The following is a 14,997-nucleotide window of genomic DNA, read 5'->3' as shown; positions in this document are numbered from 1 at the left end:
AACGACCCATCTTGGTTTTGCAAGAACTTATATTCTTACGGGAACAAAAGCCAACTGTCTCTATTTCAAGACCAACTAAACTAACGACCCATCTTGGTTTTGCAAGAACTTATATTCTTACGGGAACAAAAGCCAACTGTCTCTATTTCAAGACCAACTGAGCTAACGACCCATCTTGGTAACTAAAAGGCCATAACTTAAAACACAGAGACTGTAGACTAAGTAATTACCTTCTAACACCCCCAAAAGGCTATGCCGTTCTGAGGGCGCCTATAATACCTTTTTCAATTTCTCATGCAAGCGCAAATGTATAATTTCTTGTTGTTTGCATGAAAAACAGACTAAGAGGCGGTTTTTTGGCTTAACTAGCCTTTTAATGCTAATAATTGCTGTTGAGCTAGTCGTGCAGAGGCACTGTCGGCATACTCTTTGATAACTTTGTTATAAAGCGCTTTAGCACCTGCAAGATCATTTTCTTCTTCTGCAATCATGCCAAGTTTGACCAAACTGTCACCACGCTTATTTGAATCTGCAAATTGACTGACCACTGTGCTAAATGCTTGTTTAGCATCACTGAATTCATTTTTATTGTACAACAATTGGCCTAACCAATAGTTTGCATTAGCTGCATAATTTGATTCTGGGTATTTGGCTATGAAATTACGAAAAGCAGGGATTGCTTCATCATATTTGCGCTCTTTAAGGACCAAATTCACTGCGGCTTCATAGCTTCCTGTTTCACCCAAGGTTGAACTAGCTGCTGCGACCGAAGTGGCATCCGCTTGAACTGGCGCAGCGGGTGTTGATGACTGAGCAGTAAGATTTGCAATATCTTCATACAGCTGTCGTTGACGCTGTAACATTTGATTCATTTGATAATTTTGTTGCTCAGTAATGCCTCTTAAATCCAACACCTCATTTTGCAATACATCCATACGACGTTGCATCTCAAAATCGCCTTGTTGCTTTGCTTTCATGATGCGCTCTAACCTTGAGACTCTGTCATCATTCGAACCTCCTGCAACATCTTCAACAGGCGCTGGAGCGGCACAAGCCGTTACAGTAGTGAAGAACATTGCCGCAACTAATATGGCTTGTTTCATTTTTATCTCCTAAAAAAGGCCAACCGATAACGGTTGGCCTTGTTCTTCATACATTTAGTAAACTAACACACCACGACGGTTTTTACCAAAACCAGTATCGCTACGAGAATAATCTAATGGCTTTTCTTCGCCATAACTGACTACGCTCATTTGGCTAGGCTGTACGCCCATACTCTGCAAATACTTTGCAATCGCTTTGCCACGTCGCTCACCTAGTGCAATGTTGTATTCAGGAGTACCACGTTCATCGGCATGACCTTCGATCAAAACACGAACATTTGGGTTTCCAACTAAATAATTACCGTGTGCTTGAAGAATTTCAGCATTTTCGCTTTGAACTTCACTGCGGTCAAAATCAAAGTAAATGATATTTTGACGACGTAATTCCTGTTCTTTTAAACGCTGCTGTTCTGCAGAACTTAGCACAGGTGCTACACCACCAGTTTCAACACCACCAGCACCATATTCACTACCAGTACCACTCATAGAACCGCTAGCATCAGTTTCCGAGTCTGAAGTTGAACTACAGGCACCCAGTGCCATAAGCGGAACTGCAACCAACATAGCTTTAAACAACTTATTCAGATCCATTTTAAATCCTTATCAATATCTATTTAGAGAAACGGAGACCATGCTGGTGACTTCACCTCGCCCTGGCCGACAGGCAATCTTGCTTTAAATCTGCCATCCATAGAAACAGCAGCTAACACTTGTTTACCTTGATGGGTTGTACCGTAGATAACCATAGTGCCATTAGGGGCAACACTTGGCGATTCATCAAGTTGAGTTGATGAAAGCACCTGCATAAAGCGTGTTGCAAGATCCATTCGAGCAATATGGAACTTACCGTTAGTACGGTTTACAAAAATCATACTACGACCGTCTGGGGTAATTGAACCACCTAGGTTCCATTCTCCTTCAAAAGTCATACGCGAGACTTTATTTGTATCTAAACTTACGCGATATAACTGCGGCTTACCACCACGTTCAGAAGTAAATAAAATTGATTTGCCGTCTGGGAACCAAGAAGGTTCAGTATCAATTGCGTAATGTTCTGTAATGCGTCGAGTTGTCTTGGTAGCAATATCGACGACATAAACTTCTGGCTGACCATCCTTTGACAATGTAACCGCTAACTTTTTGCCATCGGGAGAAAATGCTGGCGCGCCATTAATGCCATCAAAACTACTCACCAGAGTACGAGTTTGGCTATAGATGTCTTGAACAAAAATTTCGGCTTTTCTATTTTCAAAACTCACATAGGCTAAACGACGTCCATCTGGAGACCAAGCCGGTGACATCAATGGCTCTGGTGAACGTAATAACATTTGTTCATTATAACCATCATAATCAGCAATCATAAGATGGTAAGGTGCTTTTTGACCTTGTTTAACCACAACATACGCAATACGAGTTAAAAACGCACCACGGATCCCCGTGAGTTTTTCATAAACAATATCACTTATACGGTGACCATATTGTCTAAATTGGTTTGCACTGATAACGGTTTCACGACTTTCAAGCAATAACTCACTGTTATTCTGAGGCCCTTTTCCCGCTTGAAGCTGTGCTTTGACTAAATCAATCAACTCAAAACTCACTAAATATTTATCAGCGCCATAGGGTTTAACCGAGCCAACAACAACTGCTTCAGCTTCTACATTAGCCCAGCTCTGAGCCGTAAAACCGTTTACTGAAGAAATAGTTGACTGTGGCAATGCACGCACATCAAGCGTTTTAAATGTACCACTGCGAGCCAAATCAGATGCGACCACATCAGAAATAGATTCTGGAGCAGGCCCTTGTCCTTGCCAAACAAAAGGAACTACGGCAATGGGTCTCGCGGCATCAACCCCTTCAGTAATCACAATCTCTAACGCTGCGCGCGCGGGAGTAGTTAACACTATCAATACCAGTGTTAGCCATTTAGCCAAATTTTTCATGGGACTCCTTTTACTCAATTCCATCATTAAATACCATTGATCTTAATTAAATTCCGGTGAAACAGTTAAATTAATTTCTTTTAATTGCTGATAAACAGCCGGTTCAGGCGATACGGGTAACCGTCCAGCTTTATTTATAGACGCTTTGGCCGCTCGACAAACTACCTGATCACCGTCCAACGTTTGGCTTGTAGTAACAAAGCCATCAGACGCTAAACGAATAAATACCCGGCAGCTTTTACCACGCATTGATTCATCAACTACTAAGTTACGTTGAATAGTGGCAATAATCATGGCTTTATACTTATCGACTTCTGACAACACTTGCCTATTACGCGTTTTAGAAAGCGAGTCTTGTTCTGCAGACATTGCCTCTGCCATTTCACGCTCTTGACGCGCTTTAGTGTCGGCTTCGGCTTTGCGTTTACGCTCAGCTTCTTCTTTGCGTTTACGTTCATCATCAGCTCGTTGACGTTCTTGTTGAGCTTTTTTCGCAGCAGCCTCTTCTTGCTTACGTTTTTCAGACGCTAGCTTGGCGGCATCTTCTGCAACTTTTTGTTCCTGCTCTTTCTGCTTACGCACAACTTCAGCTTTGTCTGCCCGATCTTTTTCAAGCCGTTGTTTTGCCTGAGCCGCTTTCGCCGCATCATTGGCCTTTTGAGTTTCCTGCTCTTTTTGTTTACGCTGGATCTCTAATGTCTTAATTTTGTCTTGCTCGCGTTCACGCTCGCGACGCGCTTCCAATGCTTTACGTTCTAACTCAGCTTGACGTACCTTTTCTTGATTAGCCACATCTTGTTTTTGCTTCTTTAATTGCTCAACTCTATCATTTACTTTCTGTTGATCAATCACAATAGCTTGCATGGCCGGCGCACTTGCCGCTGCAGTTTGCATTTGCTTGGGCTTATCATCAAAACTAATGCCTAGAGCAAGGATGACAATAAACCCAATATGAATACCGGCAGAAATAGAAACGGGTACGGTTAAATCTGATTTTCCAGCCACCTATTTCTCCTTCGGTGAATCAGTCATTAACCCAACGGCTGGCACACCAGCACCTTGCAAACTAATCATTAATTGAATAACGCTTTCATAAGGTATGGTGCGGTCAGCTTTGACTACCACGGGTCTTAATGGTTCAAGCTGAATTAATGCTCCGACTTCCGTAGAGACTTGCTCTATGTCCATCGCTTGAGAGTTAGAGCTACTACCAGTATTCAAAAAGTATTGCCCAGCAGCGTCAATTGATGCCACGATTGGAGGCTTACTATCAGGTGGTAACGATTCCGCATTACCCTGAGGTAATTCTACTTTAACCCCTTGCGAAACAATTGGCGCTGTCACCATAAAAATAATCAACAACACCAACATGACATCGATATAAGGTACAACGTTGATTTCTGCAATTGGACGATGACGTTTACGCTGATACATTAAACGGCTTCCTTCTCGCTATATGCTTGACGTTGCAATATGTTGGAGAATTCTTCCATAAAGTTAGCATAAGTCATTTCAATTTTATCAACTTGCGTTGTAAAACGGTTATAACCAATTACGGCTGGAATAGCAGCAAACAAACCCATTGCCGTTGCAATGAGTGCTTCAGCAATACCCGGTGCAACCATAGCTAACGTGGCATTTTCTACCGAACCCAGTGCGATAAAGGAATTCATAATTCCCCAAACGGTACCAAATAAACCAATGTATGGGCTGGTTGAACCAATTGTTGCCAATAGAGGCAAATTGTTTTCAAGTTTTTCCATTTCTCGCGACAAACTCACTCGCATTGCTCGAGATGTTCCATCCATAACGGCTTGTGGAGCTTTACTGTTTACTTTACTCAAACGAGTATATTCTTTGAAACCCGCCACAAACATGGCTTCTAAACCAGAGATAGCACTACCACGTGCAATCAATTCTTTATAAAGACGATTTAAATCAACACCAGACCAGAAAGTGTCTTCAAAACGTAATGATTTAACTCTTGCTGAAGTTAATAATTTATTGCGTTGAAGGATCACGGCCCATGAGGCAATCGATAATGCCAACAAGGTCAGCATAACTAACTTTACCAACACACTGGCTTCTAAAAACAAACCAATAAATGAAATTTCAGCGTGCACTGTCAAACTCCTGAACAATATTTAGGGGAATAGCGCGGGGACGCATACGTGATAAAGATATACACGCAACAACCACTGTCGCTTCACAATAGCAATCACCTTGATGATCAACTAGGCGCTGGTGAAATACCAACGACACTTTTTTTAATTCTATAACCTTGGATTCAACAACTAAATCCTGTTCAAACTTTGCCGCTTTACGAAAATCTATTTCTACATGTTTAACGACAAAAGCAATATCTTCTGCCAACAGTTCTGCTTGGCGGACACCCAGTGCTTTTAACCATTGGGTACGAGCTCGTTCAAAAAATTTTAAGTAATTCGAATGATACACAACACCACCCGCATCGGTATCTTCGTAATAGACTGAAATAGGCCAAACAAACATAATTTGAACATCAATTTTTAGGTTGTAAAAGTTGGCTTACTATACCGAGTACCAACACGCTTGTGAATAATGTACTAAGTGAAAAGCAGACTTTATTTTGCTCAAAATGCGCTTAAACACACGAAAAACCTCAGAAACTGTAAGAGATGAAGCTTTATTAATGTATTTTCCAAAAAAATTAACGACCTATTAAACAAAACATGGCATACAAATAAAACATTTATTGGTGACAACGGCCTAGTTCTAGCCACTTAAAAACCTAAAAAAGCCTTAAAAGCAACGCGGCCAAGGTGAACGTAAACCGCGCACTGCAACTTATCATCCCACGCCCTGTAAAATGTAAACATGAATAAAATATCATCTAATAATATTGGATGCTTACGTTGTCAGTAATCAAGTCTTCAGTGATTCAAGAAGGGAGATTATTCAGCGCGTTTATCACTGGATATGAACTTAGCCTCATAAAGACATTTTCGGAGTTTATTCTGTTTCAGATATAAGTAGCTTGATGATGTTCACCTTGGTTAAGAGCCATACTTATCAACATCAAGAAGATAAACATGCTTTATATCACAGCAAGATATATTCTATTTGTTAAATAATATTGTTTTAAAATTAACTAATCCGAATAATTATGCATTAAATGTATATAACAAACTAAAAAACCACTATATAAGCCGTTCAGCGTATAAAAACCATATTAAGATCACTAAAAAGCATTAGTTTTACTAATCATAATGCGTATTTTTTCTAGTTTGCCAGATAAGTGTATTCATTCTACTATGACCTTGTTTTCAGGACACATCTGATTTAGATGTTGAAAACCAAGAACGCCAAACTGATGTAACCCAATACTTCAGTTATCCTTAGTTCTTATGTTTGACTTCCTTCCTTAAATTTGTTGATTGCAAATTATTTAGCCCACTTGGATTAAGTGGGTCTTTTTTTGCCTTTTTTTCAGTATCTTCATAAACAAACTTATAAGCGAACAAATCAGAGCATTTCAATTCAAGCCATATTAATGGAGAAAAAATTGAGTCTTTTTAATCAATATGGAGGAAAACGAGACACGCTTGCATCGCTTTACTCGTTAGCCTCTAAAGGAGCAACAATCGTTTACAAATGACTCTTTTATATCAGTATTAGCTTGGTCTAACGAATGTTGAATGACCGCCGAGTGAGGCCTTATTGATGAGCGTTGATATAATGCCTTAGCGTGGAAAACCCGTTTATTGATTATTATTTATATCTCAATGGTATCGAGAAAAAGAGGCTACTGTGGCGGAATATACATACAACAACTGAATAAATAGATAGCTAATCTTGTTACGGGCTAAATAGGGTCAATACTGCGCTTAATAGTGCAGCTAATAATACATGAGGTGGGTTTATATCGGCTTGGTTATTTTAATCACAACTCTGCGGTTCATCTTACGTTCTTCAGCAAGGTCATTGCCAGTAACATGACGTTTTTCGCCATGCCCCTCGGTATGAATACGATCTTTAGTAATACCGCTAGCAATTAAAATATTTTTCACTGAGTCAGCCCGTTTATCTGACACCTTTTGGTTAACCAAGCGCCCACCGTAGCTGTCAGTGTAAGCATCAATAAGAACGAGTTCTACTTCAGAGTCATAAGACAAATAGCGCTGTATTTTTTGTAATTGGTGGGTAGAGAAACGCGTCAGATCGACCCCGCCTTCTTGGTAATGTAATACCGTAAAAGCAATATCATCAAAACTGTAAGGCAGCAAATTAGCTAAACAAGCGCGAAACTCACGATATTTACCGCCAAAATTAGCCGACGACAATCCCACTGCAATCTTAGCGTTGTGATTATACCAATCAGCATAGTAAAAAGTGGGTTCCATTCCTTGACTCAATTCATTCAACATCGACCAAGCGGCTTTTTTGGGTACTTCACCATTAAATTGCTTGTTATAAGTCAGTTGGGTGATTTCTTTGGAATTATGCCCAGGACGCCAACTCGGAGCTCGGCTAATTAATGTTGCCTTGGTCACCGCATCAGGCTTAAGCCACATATCTAAGGTGAAGTTTAAATTCAAATCTTTACCTGCCCTACTGGTAAACACCGCGCGACCATAATTAGGAATATCATGTTCAAGACGACACTCTATCGGATTACTCTCACCAATGCGCCATGCTGAGTTTTCGAGCGACGCCACGTAGTGCCTCAAATCAGCATTAGCCGTTGAGCAAAGACACAAACTTGCGAGAATTATCAGTTTTCGCCACATAAAAACACCCTATATACCTGATTACATACTTTCTATCGGCCACAAAGTCAGTTCCTTTAGTCAACAATCATGTTTAATCGATGATAAAAACCACAATCAAACATGACACTGAGCTTGAGTTTGCGCATAATACTCGGCCTACATCATTTGCACCGATGAATGATAGCTATTGAGGATAAAGACTGTAATGACTGATATTTGCGACGCTAACAAGTTTAAACACCGCTTTCGTGGTTATTTCCCTGTTGTTATCGATGTCGAAACTGCGGGTTTTAATGCCAATACCGATGCGTTGCTTGAAATTGCCGTCAGCTTATTAAAAATGAATAGTGATGGGGTCATTGAACTTGATAAAACCCTTCATTTTCATATTGAGCCTTTTGAGGGCGCGAACCTAGAGCCTGAATCTTTAGCTTTTAATGGTATCGATCCCACCAACCCACTTCGTGGTGCGGTAGACGAAAAAGTCGCTTTGTTAGAGATTTTTAAAGAAGTCAAAAAAGCCCAAAAAGCAGTAGATTGTCATCGCAGTATTATTGTCGCTCACAATGCCGCTTTTGACTTAGGGTTTGTGAACAAGGCCATAGAACGAAACGGTTTAAAACGATCTCCTTTTCATCCTTTTGCGAGCTTTGATACCGCAACACTTGCTGGCCTTGCTATTGGGCACACGGTATTGGCTAAAGCGTGTAAAATGGCTGGCATCGATTTCGACAACAAAGAAGCGCATTCAGCATTATATGATACCGAACGCACCGCCGAATTATTTTGCCTTATCGTCAATCGTTGGAAAGCATTAGGTGGTTGGCCATTAGCCGCTGTGGAAGAGAAGAGCGATCCAGCCAGCGAATAATGGATACTAGGTAACCTCCGCTCGAGATAACAATTGCATCTCAAGCAGGCTATATCGCCTTAGAACGGTCGATAAAATATTTATCTTACTCAATAAAAAAGCTGCCGAAGCAGCTTTTTTATTGTCTCTAATCCGCTAGATTATAGCTTGTCAGAGTTATCTCTTAAGTATGCTGCGACACCTTCTGTGCTAGCAGTCATGCCTTTTTCGCCTTTTGACCAGCCAGCAGGACAAACTTCACCGTGCTCTTCATGGAACTGAAGAGCGTCGATCATACGGATCATTTCGTCAACGTTACGGCCTAATGGTAAATCGTTAACCACTTGGTGACGAACTTGGCCTTCTTTGTCTACTAAGAAAGAACCACGGAAAGCCACGCCAGCTTCTGGATGCTCAACGTCGTATGCTTTACAAATTTCATGTTTAACGTCAGCAACTAGTGTGTATTTAACTTGGCCAATACCCCCCTTGTCTACTGGAGTGTTACGCCATGCGTTATGAGTGAACTGTGAGTCAATTGAAACACCAATCACTTCAACACCACGCTTGGTGAACTCTTCCATGCGGTGATCAAAAGCAATTAGCTCTGATGGGCATACAAAAGTAAAATCGAGTGGGTAGAAGAAAATAACCGCAGGCTTACCTTTAATTGCGGTAGCGAGGTTAAATGTGTCAACAATCTCACCAGAACCAAGAACGGCTGCTGCGGTAAAATCTGGGGCTGGACGGCCTACTAATACGCTCATTATCTATCTCCATTTAATGGCTTAAACATTCAACAACGGCAAAGCGTTCTTGCTAATTGTGATCTACTTAACAATTGACTATGCCGTTGGGACTTATATCAGAGGTATACCATACATCTAATTTAGCGGACTTATAAGTTATTTCAAATGAAAATGGGTTTACCTGCTGAAAAATAAAACATGCTGACCCACTAAATAATAACTGTCGAATATTACAAAAATGATTTGCTGACATGACCTAGGCAAACATTATCCACAACGGAAGGTAATATTGATTGAAAAATCGGCATAAATAAGTAAAAAGTCGATATACGCTGGACAAATATGCTGTAGACGGTCAAGAATAGCCGCCTCACTTACTTTTATGAAATATAATTATGAATGCGGTTGTTATCGCGGTTTGCTTAATGCTTTTTTTAAGCTTTATTCGAATTAACGTTGTGGTCTCGTTGACCATTAGTGCTGTTGTGGCGGGTTTAGTCGGTGGATTAGATATTCATCAAACGATAGCAGCCTTTAATGACGGACTCGGCGGCGGAGCTCAAATTGCATTAAGTTATGCATTGCTTGGCGCGTTTGCGGCAGCATTGTCACATTCGGGCTTAACAACGTTAATTTCCCATTCAATTATTAAAAAGCTCGGCAAAGAACCCAATAGTGGTAATACTCAAGTGGTACGTTGGTTGTTATTGGTCACAATACTGTTAATGGCTATTTCATCGCAAAATATTTTACCTATTCACATTGCCTTTATCCCGATCCTTATTCCACCATTATTACATGTCATTTCCAAGCTACATATCGACCGCCGTCTTATAGCCTGTATTCTAACGTTCGGCTTGGTCACCACTTATATGATATTACCTATCGGTTTTGGCGGAATTTTCCTCAATGACATCCTTTTAGCAAATTTGAACATTAATGGTTTAAATGCAGTCGGTGAACAAATTCCTAAGGCAATGTTATTACCTGCTATGGGCATGGTTGTTGGTCTACTCACGGCGATATTTATCAGTTACCGCAAACCTAGACAATATATTATTGAGCAACCTGTGATAAATGACAGCATTTCAACCACGATTAGCCGAAAAAGTCTGTTGATATCATTATCAGCAATAGTGGTGACTTTAGTGGTTCAATTACAAACTGATTCAATGATATTTGGTGCATTAAGCGGATTTATTATTTTCCGTTTTTCAGGAATTATTAAACATGAAGTGAGTAAAGACCTGTTCGACCAAGGTGTGCATATGATGGCCAACATTGGCTTTATTATGATTGCAGCAGCAGGTTTTGCCGCCGTGGTTAAGTCGACCGGGGAAGTCGGCACACTGGTGACGTCTTTAGGCGACATGATAGGTGACAACAAAGCAATAGCCGCATTATTGATGCTTATTGTTGGCTTATTGATTACCATGGGCATTGGCTCTTCGTTTTCAACCATTCCGATTATCGCCACCATTTATGTACCGTTAGCACTCAGTTTTGGTTTTTCTGTGGCGGCAACCATTGCGCTAGTCGGTACCGCTGCCGCGCTTGGTGACGCAGGTTCGCCAGCATCAGATTCGACACTAGGTCCCACAGCAGGTCTTAATGCCGATGGGCAACATGATCATATTCGCGACAGCGTGATCCCAACGTTCATTCACTATAATATTCCACTGCTTGTTTTTGGTTGGATTGCTGCGATGGTGCTTTAACATTCAACAGCTGGCTAAGGCTTATCAAGATAGAAATAAAAACGGGAGCCTCAATAAAGGCTCCCGTTTTTATGGTCTCGCACATGATGTTAATTATACCGAGCCTGGGTATCTACAATCCGTATAACGAATTATTTGGTACCAAATATCTTATCGCCCGCATCACCTAAACCTGGCAAGATATAACCTTTCTCGTTTAAGCAATCATCAATCGCTGCAGTGTACAGTTCAATATCAGGGTGAGCTAGTTCAAGGGCTTTAATGCCTTCAGGCGCAGCAACCAAAACTAAAGCTCTAATTGATGTACAACCACGTTTTTTCAGCAGGTCGATTGTCGCAATCATTGAGCCGCCAGTGGCTAACATTGGATCAACCACTAAAGCGATACGCTCGTCTACATTACTGACTATTTTTTCAAAATAAGGCACAGGCTGAAGTGTTTCTTCATCACGATAGATACCGACAACAGAAATACGTGCACTGGGAAGATGCTCAAGTACGCCATCCATCATGCCTAAACCCGCACGTAAAATAGGCACTACAGTCACTTTTTTACCTTTAAGTTGCTCAATATTGACCGGACCATTCCAACCTTCAATTGTCACCATTTCCGTTTCAAAATCAGCGGTGGCTTCATAGGTTAATAAACTGCCAACTTCTGTTGCAAGTTCACGAAATCGTTTGGTGCTGATATCCGCTTCACGCATCAAACCGACTTTATGACGAACCAGAGGATGCTTTACTTCAACGACTTTCATTTATTTCTCCTAGATTTCTGACTATTTCAGGCAAATTTGATAAATGTTAGACGATTTATCCTATCTATAAAACATAAAGTTTCAAAATTGCAGTAAATCGTGACCTAAACCAATAAAAATAGGTAATTCATCGTTTTATTTATAGGATAAAGTAAAAACATGACTTTCGACTCGGGACACAAACTGGTAGAATATCGGCGCATAAAATTCCATAAAACGATGTACCCTAGAGGATCCTCCGTGACCACTCCTACCCCCCTAAGTTACAAAGATGCCGGCGTTGATATCGATGCAGGTAATGCGTTAGTAAACAACATTAAATCAGCGGTAAAACGCACTCGTCGTCCAGAAGTTATGGGCAATTTAGGTGGTTTTGGCGCATTGTGCGAATTACCGACTAAATACAAACACCCAGTACTTGTTTCTGGCACTGATGGTGTTGGCACCAAATTAAGATTAGCCATTGATTATAAAAAGCATGACACCGTAGGCGTTGATTTAGTTGCTATGTGTGTCAACGACCTGATTGTTTCAGGTGCTGAACCGCTTTTCTTCCTCGATTACTACGCGACTGGTAAACTTGACGTTGCAACGGCGACCTCGGTTGTCAGTGGAATCGCAGAAGGTTGTTTCCAATCAGGTTGTGCATTAATCGGTGGCGAAACAGCTGAAATGCCCGGCATGTATGAAGGCGAAGATTACGATCTTGCCGGATTTTGTGTTGGTGTTGTTGAAAAAGCAGATATCATTGATGGTACAAAAGTAAAAGCGGGTGACTCACTCATTGCGCTTGGTTCAAGTGGTCCTCACTCAAACGGTTACTCGTTAATCCGTAAGGTATTAGAAGTCAGCAAAGCGGACCCGCAACAAGATCTTGCTGGTAAGCCGTTAATTGACCATTTACTCGAGCCGACAAAAATTTATGTTAAACCTTTATTGAAACTGATTGAACAATCAGATATTCACGCAATGGCGCACATTACTGGTGGTGGATTCTGGGAAAATATCCCACGAGTACTTCCTGATGATTGTAAAGCTGTGGTAAAGGGTGACTCTTGGCAATGGCCAGTGGTGTTCGATTGGTTAATGACAAACGGCAATATTGCACAACATGAAATGTTCCTCACATTTAACTGTGGTGTAGGTATGGTTATTGCGCTGCCAACAGACAAAGTGGATGCCGCATTAGCATTATTAACCGCAGAAGGCGAAAATGCATGGTTGATAGGTGAAATTGCCACGCGTCAAGGCGACGAAGAGCAAGTGGAGATCATCTAATGACCCAAAGCTGTCGTGTTGTGGTATTGATTTCCGGTAAGGGCAGTAATCTTCAAGCTATCATTGATGGTTGTGACGATAACCTAAAGGCTGACGTTGTTGGTGTGATCAGTAACAAGCCGGATGCTTATGGATTAATTCGCGCTCATCAAAGCGAAATTGATACCAGTTGCGTTATTCCTTATATCAATGAAGTACGCAGCGATTACGATGCACGTTTATTAAAAACAATAGAGAAATACCAACCAGATCTGATTATTCTTGCGGGTTTTATGCGTATTTTGACCGATGAGTTTGTTCGCCATTTCCTTGGGAAAATGATTAATGTTCATCCATCATTATTGCCTAAGTATACAGGATTACATACACATCAACGTGCTATCGATGCAGGCGACACTGAACATGGCGCTAGTGTGCATTTTGTTATCCCTGAACTCGATGCTGGACCGGTGATATTGCAAGCTAAAGTCCCTATTTACCCTGAAGATGATGCTGAAATATTAGCCAGGCGTGTTCATGAACAAGAGCATGCTATTTATCCTCTGGTGGTAAAATGGTTTAGCTTAGGTCGTTTAGCGATGACTGATGGTAAAGCCTATTTGGATAGCGAGTTAATTGGTGGATCGGGTTACGCGCCAGATTAATATCAATTAATCCGTGATTAAGCCTTTATATTGATTATAAAAAAACCTCGCCGATGAGCGAGGTTTTTTATACGATACACATTACCGATATTCAGTACTATCGTACCGGTAATACCATGTCCGCAAACATTTCATCAATCAGTTGTTGATCTCGAAGCCCGACCGCTTTTTCAACCACGTCTCGGGTTAAATGCGGTGCAAAATGTCGCATAAAGTCATACATGTAGCTGCGTAAAAAACTACCACGTCTAAAGCCGATTTTAGTTGTACTATGAGCAAACAGATGACTCGCATCAATCGCCACTAAATCTTTATCAACAGCAGGATCGATTGCCATAGAAGCGATCACCCCTACCCCAAGCCCCAGACGTACGTAAGTTTTAAGCACATCGGCACTGGTGGCACTAAACACCACACGCGGATCGAGATCAGCACGCTTAAATGACTTTTCAATTTCAGACGCTTTATCAAAACCAAAAACATAAGTCACCAATGGAAACTTGGCTAAATCTTCAATGCTAACTTTTGTTGATTGGGAAGCCAGCGGGTGATCACGAGTCACGACAATTGATCGATTCCAATGATAACAAGGCAGCATAATTAAATCGGTATATAAATGCATAGCTTCTGTCGCAATTGCAAAGTCCGAATCACCTCTAGCGGCTTGCTCACTAATTTGTGAAGGTGTGCCTTGATGCATATGTAAATTCACTTTAGGATAGCGTTTGATGAATTCACCAATAATTTGCGGCAGAGCATATCGAGCCTGAGTATCCGTAGTAGCAATATTCAATTCGCCCTGATTCGGTTTAGTATATTCTTCAGACACCTTTTTAATACTATCGACTTTGCCTAGTATATCATTTGCTATATCAATAACTTGCTGACCGGCTGGGGTTACATGAGTAAGGTGTTTACCACTACGACCAAATATTTGAATGCCCAATTCATCTTCTAACATTCTGACTTGCTTACTAATCCCAGGTTGTGAAGTATAGAGATTCTCAGCCGTTGATGACACATTTAGGTTGTGTTTCACAACCTCTGCAATATATCTAAGTTGCTGCAGTTTCATGGTTTTATCCTTGATTTATCCGTATCTCATCTGCAAAATATGTAAACAAGAACAAATCGAACGTTGTTTTACATAACAAGAACAGTCGTTCAACTATGATAAAAAGTTATATGATGAATGAAATGTAA

Annotated in this window: 15 protein-coding genes; 4 read left to right on the top strand and 11 right to left on the bottom strand. The window is 40.9% G+C overall.

Annotation, left to right across the window (positions count from 1 at the left end; all coding sequences use genetic code 11):
- Nucleotides 1-365: 365 nt before the first annotated feature.
- From ybgF to AAEZ00_RS09120, 8 genes are all read right to left on the bottom strand, one after another.
- A complete protein-coding gene (gene ybgF, locus AAEZ00_RS09155) occupies nucleotides 366-1,103 on the bottom strand; it encodes a tol-pal system protein YbgF (protein WP_351078721.1) in 738 nt (245 codons plus the stop codon).
- A 54-nt stretch (nucleotides 1,104-1,157) separates the two neighbouring features.
- Nucleotides 1,158-1,694 carry a peptidoglycan-associated lipoprotein Pal gene (pal, locus tag AAEZ00_RS09150; RefSeq protein ID WP_101030573.1) on the bottom strand — a complete coding sequence of 179 codons (537 nt, stop codon included), beginning with the start codon at nucleotides 1,692-1,694 and terminating at the stop codon, nucleotides 1,158-1,160.
- A 23-nt stretch (nucleotides 1,695-1,717) separates the two neighbouring features.
- Complete coding sequence (gene tolB / locus AAEZ00_RS09145; RefSeq protein ID WP_124014095.1) at nucleotides 1,718-3,046, bottom strand: Tol-Pal system beta propeller repeat protein TolB; 1,329 nt, start codon at nucleotides 3,044-3,046, stop codon at nucleotides 1,718-1,720.
- Nucleotides 3,047-3,088: 42 nt separating this feature from the next.
- Nucleotides 3,089-4,051, bottom strand: a complete 963-nt coding sequence (gene tolA / locus AAEZ00_RS09140) for a cell envelope integrity protein TolA (protein ID WP_101030567.1) — start codon at nucleotides 4,049-4,051, stop codon at nucleotides 3,089-3,091.
- A complete protein-coding gene (gene tolR, locus AAEZ00_RS09135; protein WP_101030564.1) occupies nucleotides 4,052-4,480 on the bottom strand; it encodes a protein TolR in 429 nt (142 codons plus the stop codon).
- The gene (gene tolQ / locus AAEZ00_RS09130; RefSeq protein ID WP_101030561.1) at nucleotides 4,480-5,169 is read right to left on the bottom strand and encodes a protein TolQ; all 690 of its coding nucleotides are present in this window, start codon (nucleotides 5,167-5,169) and stop codon (nucleotides 4,480-4,482) included. Before tolQ ends, tolR begins: the two co-directional genes overlap by 1 nt.
- Complete coding sequence (gene ybgC / locus AAEZ00_RS09125; RefSeq protein ID WP_101030557.1) at nucleotides 5,159-5,560, bottom strand: tol-pal system-associated acyl-CoA thioesterase; 402 nt, start codon at nucleotides 5,558-5,560, stop codon at nucleotides 5,159-5,161. Before ybgC ends, tolQ begins: the two co-directional genes overlap by 11 nt.
- A 1,385-nt stretch (nucleotides 5,561-6,945) precedes the next feature.
- On the bottom strand, nucleotides 6,946-7,815 hold the full coding sequence (locus AAEZ00_RS09120; protein WP_351078728.1) for a flagellar protein MotY: 870 nt from the start codon (nucleotides 7,813-7,815) through the stop codon (nucleotides 6,946-6,948).
- Between the two features lie 187 nt (nucleotides 7,816-8,002).
- On the opposite strand from AAEZ00_RS09120, the gene rnt reads away from it, so the two are divergent.
- Nucleotides 8,003-8,668, top strand: a complete 666-nt coding sequence (gene rnt / locus AAEZ00_RS09115; protein WP_101030551.1) for a ribonuclease T — start codon at nucleotides 8,003-8,005, stop codon at nucleotides 8,666-8,668.
- Between the two features lie 140 nt (nucleotides 8,669-8,808).
- Here rnt and AAEZ00_RS09110 read toward each other — a convergent pair whose 3' ends face one another.
- Nucleotides 8,809-9,414: a peroxiredoxin gene (locus AAEZ00_RS09110; RefSeq protein ID WP_101030547.1), complete on the bottom strand. Its 606-nt coding sequence runs from the start codon at nucleotides 9,412-9,414 to the stop codon at nucleotides 8,809-8,811.
- Between the two features lie 377 nt (nucleotides 9,415-9,791).
- On the opposite strand from AAEZ00_RS09110, the gene AAEZ00_RS09105 reads away from it, so the two are divergent.
- Entirely contained in the window at nucleotides 9,792-11,114 is a 1,323-nt protein-coding gene (locus tag AAEZ00_RS09105) for a Na+/H+ antiporter family protein (protein WP_124014097.1), read from the top strand.
- 131 nt (nucleotides 11,115-11,245) lie between these two features.
- Here the strand turns inward: AAEZ00_RS09105 and upp are convergent, their stop codons facing one another.
- Nucleotides 11,246-11,872, bottom strand: coding sequence for a uracil phosphoribosyltransferase (gene upp / locus AAEZ00_RS09100; protein WP_124014098.1), 627 nt, complete (start codon nucleotides 11,870-11,872; stop codon nucleotides 11,246-11,248).
- A gap of 240 nt (nucleotides 11,873-12,112) precedes the next feature.
- On the opposite strand from upp, the gene purM reads away from it, so the two are divergent.
- Nucleotides 12,113-13,150 carry a phosphoribosylformylglycinamidine cyclo-ligase gene (gene purM / locus AAEZ00_RS09095; protein ID WP_101030538.1) on the top strand — a complete coding sequence of 346 codons (1,038 nt, stop codon included), beginning with the start codon at nucleotides 12,113-12,115 and terminating at the stop codon, nucleotides 13,148-13,150.
- A complete protein-coding gene (gene purN / locus AAEZ00_RS09090; protein WP_124014099.1) occupies nucleotides 13,150-13,794 on the top strand; it encodes a phosphoribosylglycinamide formyltransferase in 645 nt (214 codons plus the stop codon). The genes purM and purN overlap by 1 nt, the downstream gene beginning before the upstream one ends.
- A gap of 97 nt (nucleotides 13,795-13,891) precedes the next feature.
- Here purN and cysB read toward each other — a convergent pair whose 3' ends face one another.
- Nucleotides 13,892-14,869: an HTH-type transcriptional regulator CysB gene (gene cysB, locus AAEZ00_RS09085; RefSeq protein WP_124014100.1), complete on the bottom strand. Its 978-nt coding sequence runs from the start codon at nucleotides 14,867-14,869 to the stop codon at nucleotides 13,892-13,894.
- Between the last annotated feature and the right edge of the window lie 128 nt (nucleotides 14,870-14,997).

It is taken from the genome of Shewanella sp. S1-49-MNA-CIBAN-0167 (assembly GCF_040310145.1).
GTDB classification, from domain to species: Bacteria; Pseudomonadota; Gammaproteobacteria; order Enterobacterales; family Shewanellaceae; genus Shewanella; species Shewanella psychromarinicola.
The sequence above is the reverse complement of the archived record's forward strand: the minus strand, read 5'-3'. Positions and strand labels throughout refer to the sequence as shown.